The organism is Bacillus sp. 2175 (assembly GCF_057812155.1).
The window spans coordinates 197,570-220,335 of the sequence record NZ_JBSZSU010000009.1; the positions used below are offsets into that span (position 1 = coordinate 197,570).

Annotated in this window: 23 protein-coding genes and 1 pseudogene; 9 read left to right on the forward strand and 15 right to left on the reverse strand. The window is 33.9% G+C overall.

Going from position 1 to position 22,766, the window contains the following annotated elements:
* The first annotated feature begins 536 nt into the window (after window positions 1–536).
* From ACXKY9_RS29855 to ACXKY9_RS29870, 4 genes are all read left to right on the forward strand, one after another.
* Window positions 537–677 (forward strand): hypothetical protein, encoded by a 141-nt coding sequence (locus ACXKY9_RS29855; RefSeq protein ID WP_176887135.1) that lies wholly within the window; start codon window positions 537–539, stop codon window positions 675–677.
* A 616-nt stretch (window positions 678–1,293) separates the two neighbouring features.
* Window positions 1,294–1,830: an ADP-ribosyltransferase gene (locus ACXKY9_RS29860; protein WP_014481859.1), complete on the forward strand. Its 537-nt coding sequence runs from the start codon at window positions 1,294–1,296 to the stop codon at window positions 1,828–1,830.
* Entirely contained in the window at window positions 1,790–2,101 is a 312-nt protein-coding gene (locus ACXKY9_RS29865; protein WP_014481860.1) for an ADP-ribosyltransferase, read from the forward strand. Before ACXKY9_RS29860 ends, ACXKY9_RS29865 begins: the two co-directional genes overlap by 41 nt.
* A 375-nt stretch (window positions 2,102–2,476) precedes the next feature.
* The gene (locus ACXKY9_RS29870; protein WP_000116994.1) at window positions 2,477–3,907 is read left to right on the forward strand and encodes an IS4 family transposase; all 1,431 of its coding nucleotides are present in this window, start codon (window positions 2,477–2,479) and stop codon (window positions 3,905–3,907) included.
* A 463-nt stretch (window positions 3,908–4,370) separates the two neighbouring features.
* On the opposite strand, the gene ACXKY9_RS29875 is transcribed toward ACXKY9_RS29870, so the two are convergent.
* From ACXKY9_RS29875 to ACXKY9_RS29900, 6 genes and pseudogenes are all read right to left on the reverse strand, one after another.
* Window positions 4,371–5,243, reverse strand: coding sequence for a DMT family transporter (locus ACXKY9_RS29875; protein WP_000520933.1), 873 nt, complete (start codon window positions 5,241–5,243; stop codon window positions 4,371–4,373).
* Window positions 5,244–5,388: 145 nt separating this feature from the next.
* Window positions 5,389–6,833: pseudogene (locus tag ACXKY9_RS29880) on the reverse strand (NAD(P)-binding domain-containing protein).
* A gap of 542 nt (window positions 6,834–7,375) precedes the next feature.
* Entirely contained in the window at window positions 7,376–8,392 is a 1,017-nt protein-coding gene (locus ACXKY9_RS29885; protein ID WP_016099974.1) for an exosporium leader peptide-containing protein, read from the reverse strand.
* Between the two features lie 566 nt (window positions 8,393–8,958).
* A complete protein-coding gene (locus ACXKY9_RS29890) occupies window positions 8,959–9,258 on the reverse strand; it encodes an ArsR/SmtB family transcription factor (RefSeq protein WP_001032039.1) in 300 nt (99 codons plus the stop codon).
* 552 nt (window positions 9,259–9,810) lie between these two features.
* Window positions 9,811–10,020, reverse strand: a complete 210-nt coding sequence (locus tag ACXKY9_RS29895) for a hypothetical protein (protein WP_000845491.1) — start codon at window positions 10,018–10,020, stop codon at window positions 9,811–9,813.
* Between the two features lie 136 nt (window positions 10,021–10,156).
* Window positions 10,157–10,405: a hypothetical protein gene (locus ACXKY9_RS29900; protein WP_000844156.1), complete on the reverse strand. Its 249-nt coding sequence runs from the start codon at window positions 10,403–10,405 to the stop codon at window positions 10,157–10,159.
* Between the two features lie 344 nt (window positions 10,406–10,749).
* Between ACXKY9_RS29900 and ACXKY9_RS29905 the strand changes: the two genes are divergently transcribed.
* Together ACXKY9_RS29905 and ACXKY9_RS29910 are read left to right on the forward strand one after the other, a co-directional pair.
* Window positions 10,750–11,844: a Rap family tetratricopeptide repeat protein gene (locus tag ACXKY9_RS29905; RefSeq protein ID WP_001103226.1), complete on the forward strand. Its 1,095-nt coding sequence runs from the start codon at window positions 10,750–10,752 to the stop codon at window positions 11,842–11,844.
* Window positions 11,841–11,978, forward strand: coding sequence for a hypothetical protein (locus ACXKY9_RS29910; RefSeq protein WP_000737575.1), 138 nt, complete (start codon window positions 11,841–11,843; stop codon window positions 11,976–11,978). Before ACXKY9_RS29905 ends, ACXKY9_RS29910 begins: the two co-directional genes overlap by 4 nt.
* A gap of 123 nt (window positions 11,979–12,101) precedes the next feature.
* Here the strand turns inward: ACXKY9_RS29910 and ACXKY9_RS29915 are convergent, their stop codons facing one another.
* Both ACXKY9_RS29915 and ACXKY9_RS29920 read right to left on the reverse strand, forming a co-directional pair.
* Window positions 12,102–12,266 carry a hypothetical protein gene (locus ACXKY9_RS29915; RefSeq protein WP_014481861.1) on the reverse strand — a complete coding sequence of 55 codons (165 nt, stop codon included), beginning with the start codon at window positions 12,264–12,266 and terminating at the stop codon, window positions 12,102–12,104.
* 83 nt (window positions 12,267–12,349) lie between these two features.
* Entirely contained in the window at window positions 12,350–13,180 is an 831-nt protein-coding gene (locus ACXKY9_RS29920; protein ID WP_033679476.1) for an SEC-C motif-containing protein, read from the reverse strand.
* Window positions 13,181–13,359: 179 nt separating this feature from the next.
* Between ACXKY9_RS29920 and ACXKY9_RS29925 the strand changes: the two genes are divergently transcribed.
* Window positions 13,360–13,584 (forward strand): hypothetical protein, encoded by a 225-nt coding sequence (locus ACXKY9_RS29925; RefSeq protein WP_000065268.1) that lies wholly within the window; start codon window positions 13,360–13,362, stop codon window positions 13,582–13,584.
* 287 nt (window positions 13,585–13,871) lie between these two features.
* Here ACXKY9_RS29925 and ACXKY9_RS29930 read toward each other — a convergent pair whose 3' ends face one another.
* Both ACXKY9_RS29930 and ACXKY9_RS29935 read right to left on the reverse strand, forming a co-directional pair.
* Complete coding sequence (locus ACXKY9_RS29930; RefSeq protein ID WP_000997955.1) at window positions 13,872–14,621, reverse strand: hypothetical protein; 750 nt, start codon at window positions 14,619–14,621, stop codon at window positions 13,872–13,874.
* A 730-nt stretch (window positions 14,622–15,351) separates the two neighbouring features.
* On the reverse strand, window positions 15,352–16,581 hold the full coding sequence (locus ACXKY9_RS29935) for an IS110-like element ISBth166 family transposase (protein ID WP_001236345.1): 1,230 nt from the start codon (window positions 16,579–16,581) through the stop codon (window positions 15,352–15,354).
* Window positions 16,582–16,936: 355 nt separating this feature from the next.
* On the opposite strand from ACXKY9_RS29935, the gene ACXKY9_RS29940 reads away from it, so the two are divergent.
* Window positions 16,937–17,329, forward strand: a complete 393-nt coding sequence (locus ACXKY9_RS29940) for a nuclear transport factor 2 family protein (protein WP_000790837.1) — start codon at window positions 16,937–16,939, stop codon at window positions 17,327–17,329.
* A 73-nt stretch (window positions 17,330–17,402) separates the two neighbouring features.
* Here ACXKY9_RS29940 and ACXKY9_RS29945 read toward each other — a convergent pair whose 3' ends face one another.
* Together ACXKY9_RS29945 and ACXKY9_RS29950 are read right to left on the reverse strand one after the other, a co-directional pair.
* Window positions 17,403–17,621, reverse strand: a complete 219-nt coding sequence (locus ACXKY9_RS29945) for a bacteriocin immunity protein (protein WP_000128275.1) — start codon at window positions 17,619–17,621, stop codon at window positions 17,403–17,405.
* 22 nt (window positions 17,622–17,643) lie between these two features.
* On the reverse strand, window positions 17,644–18,948 hold the full coding sequence (locus ACXKY9_RS29950) for a WXG100 family type VII secretion target (RefSeq protein ID WP_000532004.1): 1,305 nt from the start codon (window positions 18,946–18,948) through the stop codon (window positions 17,644–17,646).
* 165 nt (window positions 18,949–19,113) lie between these two features.
* Between ACXKY9_RS29950 and ACXKY9_RS29955 the strand changes: the two genes are divergently transcribed.
* Window positions 19,114–20,550 (forward strand): IS4-like element IS231C family transposase, encoded by a 1,437-nt coding sequence (locus ACXKY9_RS29955; protein ID WP_001053969.1) that lies wholly within the window; start codon window positions 19,114–19,116, stop codon window positions 20,548–20,550.
* A 529-nt stretch (window positions 20,551–21,079) separates the two neighbouring features.
* Here ACXKY9_RS29955 and ACXKY9_RS29960 read toward each other — a convergent pair.
* From ACXKY9_RS29960 to ACXKY9_RS29970, 3 genes are all read right to left on the reverse strand, one after another.
* Complete coding sequence (locus ACXKY9_RS29960; RefSeq protein ID WP_000346798.1) at window positions 21,080–21,244, reverse strand: hypothetical protein; 165 nt, start codon at window positions 21,242–21,244, stop codon at window positions 21,080–21,082.
* 580 nt (window positions 21,245–21,824) lie between these two features.
* Window positions 21,825–22,337 carry a helix-turn-helix domain-containing protein gene (locus tag ACXKY9_RS29965; RefSeq protein WP_000121085.1) on the reverse strand — a complete coding sequence of 171 codons (513 nt, stop codon included), beginning with the start codon at window positions 22,335–22,337 and terminating at the stop codon, window positions 21,825–21,827.
* A gap of 21 nt (window positions 22,338–22,358) precedes the next feature.
* Window positions 22,359–22,709 carry a zinc-finger domain-containing protein gene (locus tag ACXKY9_RS29970; protein WP_000149389.1) on the reverse strand — a complete coding sequence of 117 codons (351 nt, stop codon included), beginning with the start codon at window positions 22,707–22,709 and terminating at the stop codon, window positions 22,359–22,361.
* Between the last annotated feature and the right edge of the window lie 57 nt (window positions 22,710–22,766).

Consider the following 22,766-nt stretch of genomic DNA (forward strand, 5'->3'; position numbering starts at 1 on the left):
TTTTCTGGATAAATATACTTATTTATCCCTTTTCTTATATAGTATTTCTAATAATCATTTATGAAAAAGGCGAAAACAATACTATTGGTTTTATCTACCCTTGTTGTTCAATACAGCAATGGTATCCTTAATAGTGTCTTATACTACTTAAATATGAAGTTGAAAAATTCAATTTTATAAGAAAAGAGAACCATATAGGCTCTCTTTCCTTGGCATAATTACAACATAGGGAATGTTGAGACAACTTTTTCAAAACTTTATTAGGGGAAAGTTTTAAAAAATGTACTCACAATTATTTTTACATAAATGGAATATAAAGTAAATTGATATAAAATTTTCTAATGATTGGTAATTTTCTGTTAGTTATTACAACCCTTGTGCTACAAGAAGGTACTAACGTATTGCTATTAAGTTTAAAAAATACCCCAAAACAAAAAAAACGGTCTTCCTTCTATCTAAATGGAGATGAAATACAGACCATGTCCTATTTTTTAGGGGTAAAATGAGGAATAAATTTGTACATAACAAGTACGTTAATGATAGTAAGAGCTTTCTCATTTACAGTACCTGTAGCATGTGGAGATAATGGTGACCCAAAAGAATATACTGAAGGGGTAGCACCACACATCCATCAACTTAAGAAAAGTAATCACCTCCAAAACGAAAAAAAGAGCTGACTTCTCAAAGTTACTAACTGTAGAGAAAGAAAATTTTCATTTTGGGGTGCAGTTCAATGTATGGTGACCCCTATAAGGTATAAGTATTTTTTTATTTAATATTTAGTGCTGTATCCATTTTATTTCAAGGATAGTTCATGGAAATATTCCCTTGTTAAGATTCCTCTATAAAAATAGTGAAAAATATAAAATTAGACTAATGTTGAACATCTTTTTTTGTGTTCTATTATTTTTTCATCTTAGGTTCTCTGTACCTAAGAATCATATATAGAAATTATTATCTACTAATAGTTTTTCATATACATAAAATTATTCCTTTAATTAGTTTCGAGAAATTATGTATATCTACCATCACTCCCAATCAATATGTAATTATTTTGTATAAATATCAAAAAAATTAACGAATAATGACTTTAATTCTCGTGAATATTCCTTATTATTTAAGTTAAATTTTGGAGCTATCGATTACTTCAGTCTTCAATCATTATATATAAATTATCCCTATGTTATAAAAACATATAAGGTCAGACGTCTATTGAAAAACATTTAATAACATTCCGAAATTTACAAAAAAGGAGTACGTTTGTAATGTAAATAAATTTTAAGGAGTGTTAAAATGAAAAAACAAAGCTTAGCTACAGCTATCACCCTATCTTTAGGTTTATCTGTATTCGGTGGTGTTACGTCTACATTTGCTATGACGGAAAAGAGTAATAGCATTACAAATCAACCTATTCAAATGGAAAAAGGGAAAATACACCAATTTAATATGATCAATGCTACACAACCTATAGATTTCGGGTATGATACGAAGAAAAATAAAGATGCAGCCAAAGAATGGGGAGCGAAACATTATAAGAAGTGGATAGATGATTTGCTAAAAGATGATACAGATGACAAAGAAAGTAAAGAAAGTAAACTAGAAAGAAAAAATGAAAGAGAAGCAATAAAAAGATATACAGGTAATGATTATACGAAGATTAATACACACCTTAGAAATGATCGAAAACCTGCAAATAAAGAGTTTGATAAAGAAATTCAGTACATAGATCGAGCGCTTGCAAAAGTAACAACTCCCGAAGCAGTAAATGTTTATAGACGAGTCTCAGAAGATGCATTTCTTGAAAAAGGTAAAAAAGGTGAAAAAATTTAAAGAAGCGTTTAATCATACAGAACAATCGGAAAAAGCATATATGAGCACCTCATTAGTTAACCAGACAACAGGAAATTTTCCTAAACTGCCGATTCTTATTCACTTAACAATTCCAAAGGGAAAACATGCAGCATACTTAGGAAATCTAGCGAAATTACCTGAAAGTGAATTGTTAATAGCTCATGGATCTTCTTATAAGATCAATTCAATTGAACAGCAAGTAGATAGTAAAGAAAGAGAATATTTACTAATAGAAGCAACATTAAACTAACTAAATTTTTGAAAACCCTTAAATTAGCGGGTGTCTCTTTTAACTTAAAGTTTATCAATATTATTATATCTACTTAAGTTGAATGGATTTAATACTTTGTGCAGACTCAAAATAAGGTTAAAAGAGATTTAGTAGGGAGAACGTCACATCGCCATCAAGTTAAGTAATTTATTAACCCACAAAATAGAAAAATGAGCTTAAACCTCAAATATATCTGCAAAGATATAAAATTTTCGTTTTGGGGTTGATTTGTTTTCTTAAGTTGATGGCGATGAGGTAGCATCACGTTACTATTAAGCCGACAATATAAAATTTCTCTAAAATGAAAAAATACGCTATTCTTTCTGTAGAATCATAGGAAAGGATGGCGTTTTTATGTCTGTTTCTGTGTCTGACGAATTACAACTATTTGCCCAAGAGATTCAAAGTTTTTTATCTCCAAATACCTTACGAGATCTTGCTAGAGATGTTGGTTTTGTACAACGAACCAGTAAGTATCAAGCAAAAGATTTAGTAGCTTTATGTGTATGGGTGAACCAAAATGTAGCTATGACTTCTTTAACTCAGTTATCTAGCTGTTTAGAAGCATCAACAGAAGTACTTATCAGTCCTGAGGGACTGAATCAACGATTTAATAAGGCTGCTGTCCAACTTTTACAACACCTACTAGCCGAACTACTAAGCAAAAAATTGGCCGCATCTATGCCGATTTCTTCTCCATACACTTCTGTTTTCAAGCGTATTCGTATTTTAGATTCAACTGCATTTCAACTCCCGGATGTATTTTCATCTGTTTATCCAGGTGCAGGAGGGTGCAGCCATACTGCTGGGATAAAAATTCAACTTGAGTATGATTTGTTAAGTGGACAGTTCCTACATATTCATACAGGTCCAGGTAAACAACATGATCGCACTTACGGCTCTCTGTGTGCCCCAACTGTGACAGCAAATGATTTATGTATCCGAGATTTAGGTTATTTTCATTTAAAAGACCTTCAATATATACAAGATAAAGAGGCCTACTATATCTCTCGTATCAAGTTGAATACACGTATTTATCAAAAAAATCCTAACCCTGATTATTTCCAAGACGGAAGAATTAAGAAAGGTACAGAGTATATACAGATAGATATGGAGACGTTAATGAACTCCCTTCAACCAGGACAAACATGTGAAATAGCTGATGCTTATGTAGGAATGATTGATAAAGTGCCAGCTCGTGTAATTGTTCATCGATTAACAAAACAACAGCAACAAAAACGATTACAAGATCAAGCTGTAAGAGAAAAAAAGAAAGGAATGAAGTATTCTCCTCGTAGTAAACGACTCAGTGGTATCAATGTATATATGACAAACACCCCTACAGATATTGTCCCGATGGGACAGGTACATGACTGGTATTCTTTGCGTTGGCAAATCGAAATCTTATTTAAAACGTGGAAGTCATTCTTTCAAATTCATCATTGTAAAAAGATAAAATCAGAACGATTGGAGTGCCATTTATATGGTCAATTGATTGCCATTCTACTCTGTTCTTCTATCATGTTTCAAATGTGCCAATTGCTCCTCATAAAGAAAAAACGAGAGCTTAGTGAGTATAAAGCCATATATATGATTAAAGATTACTTTCTTCTTCTATTCCAAACTATACAAAAAAACACCCAAGAGCTATCAAAGGTGTTACTTCGCCTGTTCAATCTCCTACAGCAAAACGGGCGGAAATCTCATCGATATGAGAAAAAAACGGTCTTTGATATATTAGGTATCGTTTACAATTGTACCATGTCTGATAATCAAGCCGCTTAATTCAAAAAAGTGAAACCCGTTAGGGTTTATTTCGTATGCAAATCTTTCAATCACCTACACTTGCCCTTTAGAAAAAAGAAACAATCTCGTCTAAAATTGACTTTGCATAAGCTTAGCTTGATAGCGATGGGGTCTCACCAACAAAACGCGAATTTCGTACGCTAAGCAATTTCGACAAAGAAAAAGCCGATTTCCTGTACGTTAAGGGACCGGCTGTATTGTTGGTTTGGAATAAGGTTCGATCAAAATTATGCTGTGAACATTGATTTTATAATAGAAAAAACCCACGCGTTTTGAACAAAAATTAATCAAAATACATGGGTTTGATTTTGCTATGGAGTCGGCGATTCATATTCCCTCCTGATGGTGTGCCAAGTTCTAAACTATTTCTGGTTATTCTAGAACTTACGCTTTTACTCTTCCGTATTAAATTTTGCCTGCGCTCTATTGAATAATGAAGCATTCACCTTATTTCGCGATAATTCACGAAATAAATACTTACACCTACTAATAACAGCCCTACGACAAGGCGGTAAGTTACCGGTTCATCTAAAAACACCGTACCAATGAATACTGCAATGATCGGTACAAGAAACGTGAATGTACCGACTTTGCTTGCCTCTCCCGCATTAATAAGTTTATAGTAAATGATATATGCCAGTGGAATGCCAAAAGTGGAGCCATATCCGAGTCCAAAAAGGTATTTACCATTCCATTCAATAGCTGACCAGTTTTCAAAAATTGTTCCAGTACCTATTAGAATAGCTCCACCAATAATACACTGCAAAGACACCATCCAGAAAGCATCTACTTCGTTGCTCACTTTCTTCACATAAACCACACCAAGTGCCCAGCTAAATGCCATAAGCAACCCTAAAACAACACCAATGATCGATACATGAACGGTTAATCCGTCCACACTGACAACTACAATTCCAAGAAATCCGATAATCAAACCCATAATTTTAAACGGCGACATGTACTCTCCAAGCCAAATCCAAGCAAACAATCCAAGTAGCACTGGCTGAAAATAGACAAGCACTGAAAACAGTCCTCCTGGCAAATAAATGAGCCCTACTGTCTGTAACCCAAAAAAGAGAATCGTATTAAAGAATGCTGAAATACAATATTTCGACCAATTTTCACGCCATTTGATCCTGTTCCGCATTTTATATATGAAAGCTGCTAGTATAAGGCCCCCAATCACTGCACGCATACCTGCAAATAATAACGGGGGCGTATAAGGCACAGCCATTTTATAGATTGGCCAACTTCCACCCCAAAGAAAGATTAACAATAGTAATGCACACGTCGATTTTGTAAAGACTTTCCCCAATTGTATATCCTCCCTTCAATAGTTGAATAGTAAACTAAGTCTATATTTCGAATTAGGCTTGAACGCTCCTCCACCAATAGATTCTAGCCTATGTTAAGGGAAGATATCTGCACCCTTTTATTTATCCTTATCCATATCGAAAAAATTATCTTACCTCAGAACCCCTATTTGTCCATTCTCCAACAAATTCAGCCTCATTATAAGAATAGAAGTTTTTCAGAATCTCCTCACGATTATCAGAGAACAGCTGGTCTGCCACAGCTGAAACTAGTCTAGGTATCCCATATCTCATTCCCGGAAGCGAAGAGGCTGAGATACCACAGCTAACTACAGCTGAATAGTTAAAAGCAAAAAGTCCATGAAGAAGCTTTGTATCCTTTTTGTCCCGGCATGTGAAAGTAAAGCCAGGGCCAAGGTAAGGATATGCATCAAGCTTACGGTTGGCGATATCAGCAGGTGCATTATAATAGTCGTCCCAACGTGCAATATGGCGTTCGAAAAGCTTTAGCTCTGGACGTAAAGAATGATCAGTCACAAGACCAGTGGAAATGATTAGAAAATCAAAAGTAAAATTACCTTGTGGAGTAGTGACAACAGCCTTCTCAGCTTCATGCTGTACCTCAAGCCATGGTGCACCTCAAGCCATGGTGCACCTAAGTGTAATTTAAAGCCGGGATGTGAAACTGCACGTTCAAATGTGTCATTTGTAGGGGGTTGATGCTTAAAGTAATGGGCCATAACGGAATATTTATCAGCATCAGATAGAACATTAAAACGTTCAATTAGACCTGACACCCCCATTTGTCGCATTGGGTTAATGCGTGGCATCTCCGTGCGGCGAACAAACACATGAGCTGAACCCACACCTTCAGATAATGCAAAATTGGCATTATCAAAAGCTGAGGCCCCACCGCCTAAAATTGCCACCTTCTTGTCTTTAAGGGCCTCAAAGTCAATGTCTTCTGAGGTGTGTGCATAGAGGTGACGAGGTAATGTTTCGGAAATCATAGATGGTACGTGCCATTCCCCTCCACCTTGAATACCAGTGGCTAAGATAACCTTGCGGGCCAGTAATGTATTAGAAGATGCTCCTGCTCCTTCAATATGCAGTCGATAAACATCTTCCCCTGCAGGCTCAATAAGCTTCATCTTTACCTCATTAAAAACAGGTAAATTAAGAACCTTTCGATACCAACGTAGATAGTTCATCCAATCGTTCCGTGGAATCTTATCGATGTCCTCCCAACTTTTTGGTCCAAATTGCGCTTCCCACCAGGAGCGAAAAGTCAGAGAAGGCACTCCAAGATCAATGGATATCAAATGTTTAGGCGTACGCAATGTCATCATACGAGCGTAAGTTACCCATGGCCCTTCATATCCTTCAACGTTTTCGTCGATGATAAGGATATTAGATATTCTTTCACGCAAAAGTCCAAAGGCCACACCTAAGCCACACTGGCCGCCTCCTATAATAACTGTATCGTAGACATGCCCCTCAGGATGGTGGGTTGGGCATACCCAATCCTCTCCCCCAAATGCAAGATAAGAAAGATCCCTTTTTACTTGTTCATTTAAAGCTTCCAAACTCATAATTTTTCATTCCTTTCAATATATGACTTATTAACTTCTGAACTAATCGTTAAGTTATTCTTTACTTTATCTGAATGGCGGCTTTTTCTTATACCGTCTTATGAGCAGCATTGATCGATTTCAACAATTTTATTAAGATTTTCTGAAATCATCGAAATTTCCTCACCTCCATAATTTCACAATACTATACCCCTCTATGGTATGTAAAGGACTTTTAATAAAAAGTTTAAAAATAGGTGTTTGACGAAGAATTTTTTTACTTAGAATTTCCCCTTTACTGAAGTGCATCCTTCTATTGTGGGGGTACCACCACATGTCCATCAAGCTAAGAAAAAATTAATACCCCTAAAACAAAAAAAGACTGAATTCAGTCTTTTAAATCTGGCATACCGCCTACATTTTAACGAAAATATACGCTAAGCAAATTTGAATAAGAAAAGAGCCGGACTTTCCCCGTTAAGGGTAAATTGGCTCTTTAATCTTTAAAGGACGTAAGGAATGTGCACTCCCTCAAACTTATATTCTCCTAAGAAATCTAAATTTTAGAGAATATTCACAGCTGTAATTTTGCAAGTTGAAATAGCAAACCTAACGATTGTATTTGGACTTATAGGTAAAGTACCTAGCACTATACCAAGACCTGTTTGTTCCACATTAAAATCTGCTGCAGTAGAACCAGTATTTGCTAAAAGATTCACTGTAGAACCAATAAGCGTATCTAGTAATTCCCTAATTGGTCGTTCACGACAATCACATTCGCATCCTAAATCTACAGGTGGAAGTAATGTTATAGATGGTCCTGGCGGTAAAAAACCTACCCCTGTTACATCAGAAATATTGACCACAAAGGATGTGGTACCATCTGTAACTGTAACTAAAAAATCACTTACGGAAGTAATAGTAAATAAAAAGAAAAGAGGGGGGACGTTTGGCGCGTCTGCAATAGTGCCAAGAAGCACAGTTTCTCCAATAAGTTGTTGTAAAACATTCTGCATTGGTAAAACACAGCAATCACACAGACAACCTTCAGTCTCTCCTGTTGCTCCGGTAACTCCAGTAGGTCCAGTATCCCCGGTAGGTCCAGTATCCCCGGTAGGTCCAGTAACTCCGGTAGGTCCAGTATCCCCGGTAGGTCCAGTATCCCCCGTAGGTCCAGTTGCTCCGGTAGGTCCAGTATCTCCGGTAGGTCCAGTATCTCCGGTAGGTCCAGTATCTCCGGTAGGTCCAGTATCTCCGGTAGGTCCAGTAACTCCGGTAGGTCCAGTTGCTCCGGTAGGTCCAGTATCTCCGGTAGGTCCAGGATCTCCGGTAGGTCCAGTTGCTCCGGTAGGTCCAGTTGCTCCGGTATCTCCGGTAGGTCCAGTAACTCCCGTAGGACCAGTAACTCCCGTAGGACCAGTATCCCCGGTAGGTCCAGTTACTCCCGTAGGACCTGTTGGTAATGTAAATGGTGGAATCGGTGATAAGGTAGGTCCTACAAGGCTAGGATCAAATGCTCCAGCAGATAAAAAATCATATGAATCTAACCATTTTGAATACTTTTCACTTTTATTTGACATGTATCCTCCCCCTCCTTAAAAATCTATTCATCATATAGCTAGTACATGCTATCGATAATAAGCTTAGATATATCTATTAAGTTTTGCTGAGAGTATACATATGTTACTAATACAATTGTATTTAGAATAACAGATAAAAGATGTCACCATATATGTCCATCAATCTAACATTATGAATTGAACCCAAAGCGATAATTTTATCTTTTCATAGGTGCTCATGGGAATTTAGTCCATTTTTTCGTTTTTGGAGGGTGATTGATTTCTTAAGTTGATGGGCATGGGGTACCACCCCACATCCATCAACTTAAGGATTTAGACTATTTATGAGGTAAAAACACGTTACTATTTTCTTGTTTTAACGAGAAAGGGTACCGTGGTTGTTATGAATATGTTGTAAAGTTTTTACGATGCGTTACATTCTATAACATACGCTTTAAAATCTTTAATACGTTAAACAAGGACTATAATTATAGAAATTTTACTATAACGTTTTTATGTTTTTTATAAAATAAAAAATAGGTGAATAGTAATCCCTGTTTGGGTGTACATCCACCTATTTTTTCAATTTAATTAGCATGACCTAGTATTTGTATGATTTTATCAGCTTTGGAGTTTTGAATATGATAGTAAATCTCTAACCCTTTTCTTTCAGCTTTCAGTGCTTTCCCTTTCATTTTGGATAAATGTTGCGATACTGTTGATTGTGGAATATCCAAAATATTAGTTAATTGTGTTACATTTAATTTCTTGCTCTTAGCCAATTCACTAACAATTTGTAGACGTATTGGATGAGCCATAACTTTTAATAGTTCAACGTTTTCTTCAGAAACTAAACCTGGTATATTATCATTATTAAATTTGTTCATAATACAACCTCGCATTCAATTTATATTTTATTATAATCAATAAATGTATATTCTTAATATTATTATATTAAAATTATTAGTTTGTTTTACTATAAATTAATTATATAATTTTAACTTGTGCGATGAGTGGAGCTAAAATGTGTTTGTCGTGAAGTTTTTTAAATGTTTTTAGTAATTAAAAAAACACAAAGAAATTTTATCACTTTGAATTAATGCAGTATAAAAATACTAATGTCATCAATATACCCATTTATACTATAGATAAACTAGCTTAGGATATCAAAGGTAATTATTCCCTGAATAAAATTCATTACATTTAAGGGGTAGCACCAATTTTACAAAGTATCCACTTTGGTGTCTCCGTTTAAAAAAGTACCCATTCTCTTGTCTCGATATGCGGACAGAAAAATGGGTACTAAATGAACTTTTTCTATAGATAATTCAGGATTTTACACTATAAAATTAGTTCCTACTTTCATGTCTTTGTACATAAAAGGACATGAATGACCATACCCTGTAGATTTAACATAGTTATACTGAATCGTCATAGTCTTAGAATCTCCAATAATTTGAGATTTTGTCGTTTAGTCCCCATATCTCCTTGCTCCTAACCTGTATAATTGTATTATTATCTTTTAAATTAAGCATTAATTCTATTGGTGTTAGTGTTACTGATTCATTAGCTCCAATAATATGTAGTATTGTTTTTTGTGTAGTTGTTTTTCCAACAACTACGGGTTTGAACCCTTCTTCGGTTTTCAAATACCTACTGTCGCCTTCTTCCTAATTTGGCTTCGAAGATTCACATCGAATACTTCTAGCCTCTTCAAAGTTGCGTTTGATTTTATAAACGCCTGTGGTTCACCATTTGCGTCTAGATGGCCCGCTAAAATGACATCTATGGTGTCTTTCTATGAACTGCTGTAACAATTCCTTTCAAGCCTTCTTCTGTTTCTACAAGTAACCCAGGGAAACTTGTTTCCATAGTTAATGCATCTGCGTCATTAATAGAATATTTAATGTGGGGGAAAAGATTTTTTGATACTTGCTCAACGAATGCTTTCTTTGCATTCGCAAGCATTTCTCCCTTTGTATCTCCTGTTACAACAAAAGTAGTTGGTGTTAATGATAAAGTTACTGACTTCAAAATAATTACCCTTGTTTTATAGTAGTTTTTAATGGTATTTCTATTGTCAACTGCTCGTTAAATTTCTATTTAACGAATAGTTTTAAGCTCGCGAGTTAAACTACACTTGCTATTTTAGAAAATAGTAAAAATCCTGAAAGTGGGCGGTCTAAAAATTTGCTAAATCATATAAAACATTTAAATTATGTAAGTATTATTTTTTTATGCTATACTTTTATTGAGTCTTTAATTAACTGAATTTTCTGTATTTATTTGAGAAATGGTATATGATGGATTTAGTCTTATCTAATTTCTGTTATGATATTTATTAAGATATAACATATAGATGGGATGAGGAGGATACTATGAACGTTTCAGTTAAGGGGAACGAGAAGATTACACAACTTTTAAATGAATGGTATATAGAAATCCGTGCAAGAAGGATTGGTCAAGCGCATAGGTTAAAGGAAGAGATTGATAAGAAGATTAATAACATAACAGAAGATCAAAACCTACTATTATATTATTCCCTTCTAGACTTCCGCTTCCAATACATTGTAGATAATTTAGGTGTCTCTGCAAGTAGCTTTGATAAGGTTGAAGCGTTTGAGATTCCAACAAACAACTTTTTAACTTATTACTACCATTTCTTTAAAGCTATTCATGCTTCTGGTATTGGTAACTACACAATTGCAAAAGAGCATTTTGACAAGGCTGAATCTCTTCTCGAATTAGTCCCAGATGAGATTGAAAAAGCTGAGTTTTACTACAAATTAGGTGCTTTCCATTATGACATATACGAAGCACTTAACTCGGTTAAATATACTGCAAAGGCAAAAGAGATTTTTGAGAAACATGAAAGTTACGAACGAAACGTTGGATTCTGCGAGAACCTTCTTGGAACTGCGTGTACAAAGCTAAGAGAATGGGCTTTATCAGAAGAACATCTTATTAAAGCTATGGATATTTTCAAGAAGCTTGATGAAGAAAAGTATGCCCTAATGGTTAGACATAACTTAGGATATATGTATTCTAGTCAGAACTTATCTCCATTAGCAATCAGATATTTATCAGAAGTGACTACTTATAATCCTAGACACCATAAAGCTTTATTCCTGCAAGCTAGAGAGCATTACAAGTTAGATGAACTTGATATTGCAAAAGATTTAGCTGATAAAGGGTATAGTATTTGTGTTGAATTAGGAAATAGCGAATATAAACACCTATTTGCTATTTTAAAATGTCTTATCTCCAATGTCTCTGGAGAGGATTTGGAAAAGACTGCACTTGAAGGAATATCTTACTTTGAAGGCGAATCACTATATGAATACATAGAAGAAAGCCAAGAGTATCTGGCTATTAAATTCTATGAAGAAGGAAGCCACATTAAATCAAGTGAATACTTCTATCTAGCCTCGAAGACACGACAAAAAATCAAAGAAAGGGAGTCCTTAAAATGAAAAAACTAGTATTAGGATTAATGGGTGTTTTAACGGCCTTAACTTTGACAACAGGCATTTCCTCTGACAAGGGTAACAATGAATCTGTGACACCTGTTATTATGATGATGGAACATGGAGATCATGGTGGTTGAAAACTAATGTACACAAAATAAATACTAACTTAAAGGGAAGAAATCACTCTTCCCTTTTTATATTGTTTGAATTTTTATATGCTATCATTTCTTTTTAGTAAAAAATAATTAAATTAATATATTTTAATAATTCGTTATAATTATATATAATTTTTCAGTAAGGTCACTCATTTTTAATTCCTTCACAGATCCATCTATGTAAATACCTACTGGTATGTAATTTTTTTCCTTGATTCCAATTGCAATTCTAAACAATACTGTCTGATTTGATAATAGATCCATCATCATGTAATAATCACCTCCAATACTACTTGATATTGCACATTATATTAATTGTCATGTGATATTTTAATGGTAATTTTTTCCTTTTATTAAAAAATTAATTTCAGTTTATTAAAGAATGTCTTTTTTTTATAAAAAGTTTCATGTAATGTCTTGAGTTCAAAACAACCAAATACTGTTTCATCTATTAAAGAAATTACAATTTCCACCAACTCTTGGTATCCTTGATTTTTATAAATCGTTACCTTGCCATCATACATATTGCATAAATCTGGTGAATTTGCCACAAAATACGTCCTACATGTAAATGGTCTATCATCATATACAGTGCATTTTTTATTTTCTACATCCAGCATAGGGCATGGTTCAGCATATTTCGCTCTACTACTATTTTTATTAATTTGAGACATAGGAATTTTTCTTCTCTTTTTCGTTTCTTGATGATTCTTATTAATATTTTTCTCTATATCTTTTGTAAGCTTATTTCTTATCTTACTTTCCTCAATTGTTGCTAAATTAATTGGTTGAAAACAGCAGGCTATACATCCTTTTCTACAAGGAGCATTTTTTTGCAGTTGCTTAAATACTTCATCAAGTGATTTAAATAAATCACCTATTAATTCTAGACCTTTCTCTTCGCTAATTCTAATGTTCTCTTTTAAATACAATACTATATCTAGCATGGTATTTAATAACCCTTTCTTCAACTCTATATTTTCATATAGGGTTTTACCGTCATGAAACATACCATCAACTTTTCGCCACTTTATCTGCGAATTCATATGACACTTCTTATATTTTAACCCTGATCCGCAAGGACATTCATCATTACGCGTAGGGTTATATAAGTCTTCATATTCAAATATCAGGTCCCTTTTTATGGTTTGTATTAACCAATCCATATTTTTTCTATATTCCATCATATGTACCTCCAATTGTTTTTTTATATACATTTATTTATTAATCAATTATACTCTTTCTCTTTTTAAGGTTACATATTTTCCCTATTAAAATTTAATTTTATTAGCTACTCATTTCTTAAAAGATATCTATGGAAACATCATGCTATATTTAGCTTTACGAGGAAGGAGTTTTCGATTTGTCTAATATAATTAATAGTTATAAAAAAGAACTAAGTTCAATTTCAGACTCGCTAGTACCTAGTCAATTGCTAGATTCCAAATATGAAGTATATATTAATAATCTTATAACAGAAGCAGAAAAAGAAGGAAAAGATTCTAGTGTCCATTTTAATGATTTAGATATGATTTATCATTTTATTCATCTTAAAGAGACTAAAAATTTCTTATTCAAAAATCATTAAATCTTAATATTTTTATTTATAAATCAAAAAAATATTTTCCTGTTTTTTCTATTTTTAAAAAGTATCCACTTTGGTGTCTCTGTTTAAAAAAGTACCCATTCTCTTGTCTCAATATGCGGACAAGAAAATGGGTACTAAATGAACTCCCCCCGTTGATAATTCAGCATTTTAAACTATGAAATAAGTTACTACTTTCATGTCTTTTTACACCTATCTTAGAAAGTGTACAAGGACATATTAACTAGACTTATAATGTATATTTTGAGGAAAAGGACTCTTTAAATTAATTAAGAGTCCTTTTTGTTATTTAGGAGTGAAATTTGAGTTGAAATGTATTCATTCATTTTAGATTGGTGATATTTAATCCACTCTTCAGTTGTCATATTAGAATTTTTAGCAAACTTTTTTGCATATTTATATACAGTTCTATTTGTTTCTTTAAAGCCGTATAGGTTAATGCCACCGGTGGTTTCACCGATAAAATTAAACTCTTTGTGTTCACCAGGATAAAAATTAAAAGCGACTTGATGGATAGTAGTGTCAATTACGTAATCTTCAAAGAGAATATAAGAATGAAGTCCGAAGGCTCCGTTTTGATACATGTTTTTAAGGATATGTTGATCATGGAATTCATGATGATAATAGCCTTGCATAAAGGATAATCTATTCTTAGATATTTCATTGGATTCCAATAACAAATAGTAAAGTAAAACACTTGCGTAAATACATAAACCACCGTTTTGGTTGTATTTTAAAACTTCTTTCCAAGCTGTATCACCTTTTTTAAGAAAAGAGGATACTAGGTTGTGATCTTCATATAAAGCAGCGTGAGTTAATTTTGTTAGATAAAGAATTGGTTTTATAGTTTGTGAGGTAAAGAGATGCCCTGGTGCTTGTTGACTTTGATAGTGAATAGGTTTCTGTTTTTGGTAATCATAACTTGTAAGCCATTCTTTTTTAAATACGGAAGAAATGTTTTTAATAGCTACATTATGAGGGTTTTGAGTGTTGTTTATTTTCAAGGATATATCATTCATGAGAATCCTCCTTTTTCACATGATTTCACATGTAATATTGGTAGTGTTTTATAAGATGATATTTATATTATAAGAGAAATATTGAGCTTTTCATAGATAGTGCCTATATTTATAATGGATTTGAATACTAGCATTATTAACAGATGCCAATAATTCATACATGAGAATTTGAGTTATACAAAAAAAGTCGAGGCTCTTTTAGGCTATTCATTGTAATATTTCAATATCAAAAAACACATAATAATTCAGCTATATTCTAGAAAAAATAAGAACCCTCCTAATTGTAGGAGGGTTCTTACCTTTCATATAAGTGAATCCGATTTTATGATTTGAAAAATGAATGTTGTCTGTTATACCCCTATAACGCTGACTGTTCAGAGCATGCTCTGACGTTATTATTATACTAATGTATATAACGGAAATCAATACTATAATAATAGGTATATTTACCCTACTCTTTTTCGTTTTTACGACCTTAATATCATAAAAATAATATCTAAAAATATATAGTTTTATAGTTTTAAATATTATATACTTATACAAGTAATTTAGCTCTTTTTACGAGTTGAAATTAATTTATATAAGACCTGCGGTAGTATGTCAACTGAAAAACAAAAGAATTTTTAGTTATCAAAGGCCTATTTACTAAAAAAAGACATCACGAAACTAAACCAGTAACGTATGTAATTTACTGGAAATTAATTGAAAGGTAGCGATGACAAGTTTTATGTCACACTTTCACGCACCTTTCTGGCGTAAAGAGTTGGTGACTACGTAGTAGCGCATCCACCAATCGCACAAGTTTTCTTGCGGTTAGAACGAGTGCACGTTTGTGTTGATGTTTTGGTACTTCATTATATTTTTTTACGTAATATTCTTGATAATCAGATACGTGCCTTCTTACTGAGTTGGCGGCTTCAACTAAGTAATACCGCAAGTAATGATTTCCATTACGGGATAACGAAGTGTTTTCTGCGGTGAATCGACCAGACTGGTGCGTACGCCAATATAATCCGGCATATTTTGCTACCTTGGTTTCATCATCAAATCTTTCGATTTGACCAATCTCAGCGATAATACCGGCGGCGAATACAGGACCAATTCCAGGAATGGACTCAAGTGTTTGCGTTAATCCAGCCATGATTCGCTTAATGGATTTTTCTAGTTCTTTGATTTGCTGTTGATAGGTACGAATCACCGCAATTGATGTTCCTAGAAGAACATCGATTGAGTCTTCTACGACCTTATCCAAACGATAGGAAGAGCGAACAGCCTTTTGAATGGTCGATGCGATACATTTTGGGTCACCGAATCGGTTTTTCCCTTTCTTTTGTAGGAACTCAGCGAGTTCCTCTAAAGGCATGTCAGCTAATTCTTCTAGACTGAATTTTTCAAGAAACAGTTCCATCATGGCGTTGCCAAAGATAGAAGAATCCACTTCTTGTGAGAACGTATTACATTTATAACTTAGGTGTTGGAGAAAATGTTGTTTTTCCTTTGTCAACATTCTAACGAGCTGATAACGAGATCTTGTTAATTGCTGGAGTGCCACATACTGACTTTCTTTTACGATGGACATTTGATTCCGTCCAAATCGTAAGTAATCAGCGATGACAAAGGCATCAATCTCATCTGTTTTATCCATGTCAGAATAGCTTTTCTTGAAATTTGCAATTTGTTTTGGATTCATCAGAAATACCTTTGCCCCAAACCGTTGTAAGTCTTCATCATAATGAAGAAACATAGATGGATGAAAACTATAAACAGATGTGGATTCTAGACCGATTTTAAAAGTTTCAATTTCTTGGTTGGCTATACACTGTAACACTCGCTCTTTGAGCGCTGTGGCACCTGGCAAGTCGTTGTTGACCGAAAAGGAATCTAGCTTTTTCCCTTCACCATTTAAAATACAAGCTTTTATATCAAACGAACTTACATCTAAACCAACAAATAATCTCATGTAAGAGACCTCCCTTCTATTTAGAATCATTCCTCGGACGTCTCGAGATATCTCTAGTGTGCACGCCGACCAACAACCTCGTGTATGAGAGCTAGTCCTGAATCGAAAGCCGCCCTAGAGCTACTAACATCTAGGTTCGAGGGTCAGGCTGCTCAGCCTGCGAGTAGGGAGTCCCGCACGTTCACTGAGAAACACTCTTAATTATGTGGTAAGTCCACAGGAGCGGTAAGAATTGTCCCAAATGATCCTAAGACCATTATCTAGAAATATCTTGAGACGTCCAAGAGTTATTTTACAGGTCTCTCATGAAAGTAAAAAAATTAAGTTTAAACATACTATACGAGGAGCGGTTTGAATGAAGAACAAGTTTACGCGTATGATCATGTTAATGGTGGTAATGGCTTTATCAGTTACAGCACTTGCAGCATGTGGAGATAATCGTGATCCTGAAGAAGTTGCTACAGCATATTTTGAAGATGCTAAAGACGGAAATGCAAAAGATTTTGGAAAGTTATTTACACCAGAAGCAAAAAAAATAGTTGGTTTTATTGGCGGAAATGCAGAATTAATGAAATCAATTAATGAAGATCTTAAAAGCTATAAGATTAGAAAAGTTGAAGAGAAAAACGAAATCGCTACAGTAACTGTTGATGCTGTGTATAAAAAAGATTCTAAAAACGATTATAAAAAAGTAATCGTAATTGAATTAGAGAAAACTGAAGAAGGTTGGAAAATTAGTAAATCATAAAAAAAACGGTCTAGAATTCTAGGCCGTTTTTTATTTTTGAACATTTTAACTCATAGTTATTTTACATCTTATCCTATTTTTTTTCTTCTTTGTAATTCCATGCTATTTCTACTACTTCTTCAGGAGTCAATTCTTCATCATTCCAAAAAATTAAATCACTTGGAGCAGGGTGAGGTACAGCAGAGTTATTAAATTGATGAACATAGTTACTGTGTTCATCTTCAGGTAAATCAAGATCATAAATTTTTTTTACAAGCTCAAGCAGTTCTGTTTTCGTCATTTTACATGTCATATTTTTCATCCTTCCGTTTAATTTATAGCCCTTTGGTCCCGAAATGGTATGCGGGATCTAAAACGTTTTGATGCATTTTAGGAGATACAATTATTAGATTATCAAGATTATAGACATCTCCACCTTTATCAATAGGCTGTTTATGATGTAGTATATATTTATTATGGTTCCCATAATGTTCTGCTCGTGGTGAGTAAGGTGCCTTACCCTGCTTCATAAGTTTTATATTCATAGGACTAAATTCTTTAGCATAGCTCGAATCAGAAAGTGTTTTCCAAAATTCTTCTCTAAAATCGTCAAAAGATTTGAATTCTCTTCCTACTAATTTTTCTCGAACTTCTTGCGGAATAATACCAATAGCACCATCATTATACATTAACTTCTTTTGGGTACCTAAACTTCGTTCGAGGTTAAAACTTGAGGTCACTGTACCTGGGGTCTTTCTTTTTACCGCACTTGAAGTTTTTGCAAACATATATGTATCTGATGGTTTAATAGTATCAACTTTATAATCTATCTTACCATAAGCGAAAGCTGGTTCTAAACGATTTTCTAACTGAAGCTTGGATATAGATGATAAATTTTTTCCCCATCTTGCACCATTACCTACGGCACTGGCACCTCTTGTGACAAGTCCAAAGAAAGCTAAATTAGTCGCTCCGTATGCTACTGATTCCGTGATACTTTCTGCATCTCCATATTTTATGTTCTCCACATACCAATCTGATAAAACATTTCGTATAGCATACATCTCTTGGACTTCCTCGTCCAACTCATGTTTTAATGTTCCAATAGGATTATTCCACATATCTTTCATAAATTCGTATTTATCTCTAAATTCCTCTTTCGTATCATCAATAGAACTCTCCACAAAGTCCGTAAGTCCATATTTTGCATCTTCCAATGCGTCCATTGGATTATCCACCAAGTTTCCGAAAAAGTCGGATGTTTGGTTCCACCCTTTTTTTAATGGATCAAAAATAGTGTCCCCTGCAGCCTTCCCGCTTCCTCGCTGAAAGGCGTCCCATAGCTTGCCCATCTGATTAAAATCCCCAAACGCTTTCTCATCCGCTTCACGGAATGTTTTCGCAGCTTTCTTTAGTTCGAGTTCAGTATGATGTAAATGCTTAACTAAATCATCCATACTCCTCTTTTTTGAGAAAAATTCATCGAAAAACCGTTGATATGCCATCCCTTCCCAAGACATCTGTAATTCGAACGTGACTTGTAAAAGCTCTCGAATTATACTTTCCATAGACTCTCTATTTCGTGACATGGAATTTGCAGCTGATTCTAATTTATCTGGGTCAACACGTACTTGTCCCAATTAATTTCCTCCCTTCACCTATATGTATAAAACTTCTAGTACAAGTATAGAAAATTCATAGGGGGGTACAGACACATGCCCATCAACTTAAGAATTTGCACTACCCCCAAGTGTCAAAAAACGTTATTCTTTCTAAAAAGCTAGCTAGAAAGGATGACATTTTTTATGAATCTTTCAATTCAAGATGAATTACAACTATTTTCTGAAGAGCTGTATCGTCATTTAACCCCTTCTCTTTTGGAAGAACTCGCTAAAGAATTAGGTTTTGTAAAAAGAAAACGAAAGTTTTCAGGAAATGAATTAGCTACCATATGTATCTGGGTCAGTCAACGTACAGCGAGTGATTCTCTCGTTCGACTATGCAGTCAATTACACGCCGCCACAGGCACTCTTATGAGTCCAGAAGGACTCAATAAACGCTTTGATAAAAAAGCGGTTGAATTTTTGAAATATATTTTTTCTGCATTATGGAAAAGTAAACTTTGTAAAACATCAGCCATTTCAAGTGCAGCACTCACGTATTTTCAACGAATCCGTATTTTAGATGCGACGATTTTCCAAGTACCGAAACATTTAGCACATGTATATCCTGGGTCAGGTGGTTGTGCACAAACTGCAGGTATCAAGATTCAATTAGAATATGACTTACACAGCGGACAGTTTTTAAACTTCCAGGTAGGTCCTGGAAAAAATAATGATAAAACATTTGGAACAGATTGCTTAGATACCTTACGGCCGGGTGATCTGTGTATTCGTGATTTAGGATATTTTTCATTGGAAGACTTAGATCAAATGGATCAACGTGGCGTGTGCTATATATCAAGACTTAAGTTAAACCATACCGTCTATACGAAAAATCCATTTCCAGAATACTTTCGAAATGGGACAATCAAAAAACAGTCACAGTATATCCAAGTTGATTTAGAGAACATTATGCACACGTTAAAACCAGGACAAACGTATGAAATAAAAGAGTCGTATATTGGCAAGAATCAAAGATTATTTACAAGAGTAATTATCTACCGATTAACAGAGGAACAAATACTGGAACGTAGAAAAAAACAAAGCTATACCGAAAGTAAAAAGGGGATTACATTTTCAGAAAAGAGTAAACGATTAACGGGTATCAACATATATGTTACGAATACGCCTTGGGAAGTGGTTCCGATGGAACAAATTCATGATTTTTACTCCCTCCGCTGGCAGATCGAAATCATATTTAAAACGTGGAAATCTCTATTTCAAATTCATCATTGGCAAACTATCAAACAAGAGCGATTAGAATGCCATGTGTATGGAAAACTCATTGCCATTTTTATATGTTCTTCCACGATGTTTAAGATGCGCCAACTTCTGTTGCAAAAGCACAAAAGAGAACTAAGCGAATATAAAGCAATTGGGATGATTCAAGATCATCTATCCCTGTTATATCAAGCGATACAGAGAAACACCCGTATAATAACAAAGGTTTTAATCCGCCTGTTTACCCTACTAAAGAAAAATGGCCGGAAATCCCATCGATATGAGAAGAAAACTATCTTTGATATTATGGGTGTTGTCTATGAGTATAATGGATTGAGAAAACAAAAGAAAGCTGCATAAGAAAAAAATGAAACCCGTTAGGGTTTATTTCGTATGCTCATTTTTAAGAGGATTATACTGTTTAAAAGTTTGTTCATTTCAATTAATGGAAAACCGTAGAGTTTCTATCCTTAAGTTGATGGGCATGGGGTACAGACATGATTCGTAAATGTGTACTTTTTACATGATGTATAAATTTCTAATGAATTCTATACTATAAACATCGCTATATCGGTTCTGAATTTTCTTTCTATTCACAGTATACTAAAATAAGGGAGACTTATCTCATTATTTTAGTATACTGTGAATAGAATTAGGCTTTTGTAATTTACTCCACATATACTTTGAATGAAATCATGATTGCTTGTTTATTGACCAAAAAATAAATATATGGTATGTTTACTGTAGATTAGATATATATTGAATGCATATTTAATGTATATAAAGTATAGCACTTAACTTAATTGCATAAACTAAAAAGACAGGATGCTGGAAACATCCCGTCCAATATGTAACTGCCGCTGTAAGGTGGTTGGTTGCAAGTTTTTAGTTATTTTCTTTTTGAACCACCTTTTGTCTTGCCGGACGCGGTGGTTCTTTTACGTTTATTATTACTTTTAACTAACTTATTTGCATAAGCAGTTGCATAAGTTGTTACGAATACTGTAATGAATAGCTTCGTAGCATCTTGTAATAATTGAAGTAAAAAATCCATATCGGTTACACCTCCTTTCCCTCTTTAATTAAGAGAAAGAAAGGGTGCAACCTCCCACCGCACGTCTTCAGTTACTATCTACATTATACCATAACCCCTACTGTATTAGGATATTATTAAATTAACCCTTTTAATTTTGATAGTAGCTTTAAAGCTTTAAATTTGAAAAAGAAGTTTCTTAGTATGTAGACTAATATCAAATATTAGTTAGTTTACTATAATATAAATATGTAAATTTAAAGTTTTCTTTTTCGTAATGTATTTTCTATGTTTTATATCAAATTACTTTCTTCTATTGAACGCCTCTCATACTATTAAGTAAACAATACCTTATTTTCCAAAAATATCAATATTATAGATTGTGAAACTTTTTCTCTTATAATCAGTTCCTTTTTTTGTAATAACAGCAATTTTGACTGAACAAAAAAAAAAAAAAAACGACCTCTCAAATTCGCTTGTAAACGTCATTGGCGTTTCAGGCAATGCAATTAGACCTGATGGTTTATAAATTTATTAAAAACAAAAATAGACCCCTTATAACGTTTTTTGTTTTTTTAGGGGTCTATTCTCTCTGGAATTTCTATTCTTCTATGTCTTCTTTTACTTCTGCGGTTAAAATGTCTTCAGCAAACTTCTTGTAGCCATTATACCCTTTCTTTTCGGCCTTTTTCTTTATTGCTTCTAATACCTTTTCATCAAGGTATAAACTTAAATGCTGCTTTTTTTCTTTCGACTCCTCTTTTGATCTATTTTCAATTCTTTCTTTGAAAATCTCCAAATCCGATTTTAAGTATAATCGTTCAGTAGATTTCCCTTTAGCAATCTCTTTAAAAGGCAATATCCCATCTTTTGCTGCATTATGAACGTATGTCTTAGATTTGTTTAGAAATTCAGCAGCTTCTTTTAATGTTAAACAATCTTTGTATAATTCCTCTAGCTTTTTTACATCCTCTTTTTCAAAGCAATATCCCCCATCTGCTTTCCAGGTATCTAGATTGATAGGTTCGATGTGTTTATACTTAATTAAATAACCTAATTGATTTTTTGTTAAACCTACCCGATCGCATACCTCTTCTAAAGATAAATAGCTCATATCTCACCTCATCCGAAACTTTCATTCTAGCTGTTCTTTAAATTTTCTTAGTTGATACTTTGTTAAACCTGTTTCTTTTACTACATCTTTGATTGAGTACTCCTTATACTGCAGATATTTAAATGGATTTTCCATATAACGTTCTCGTACCTTATTAAATGTACTCTTTTTCGACAAAGAATTCAATTGATCTCCTTTCTCTCGGATGGAATCGAAAATGGGACAACCTTTGCAATGTTTGTAGTTTCTTTGTTTTGCCTGTTCTTGCTCATCTGTACAATTCACTGATAGATTGTTCAGAGGGCAAATTGAACAATGTGTATCTTCTAAATTATGGATTTCTTGTAAAATTTTTCGACGAAGATGAGTCAAAAAAATCTCCTCCTACCGCATTTGGATTGAAATGTACAAAAAAACGAGTTTAACATT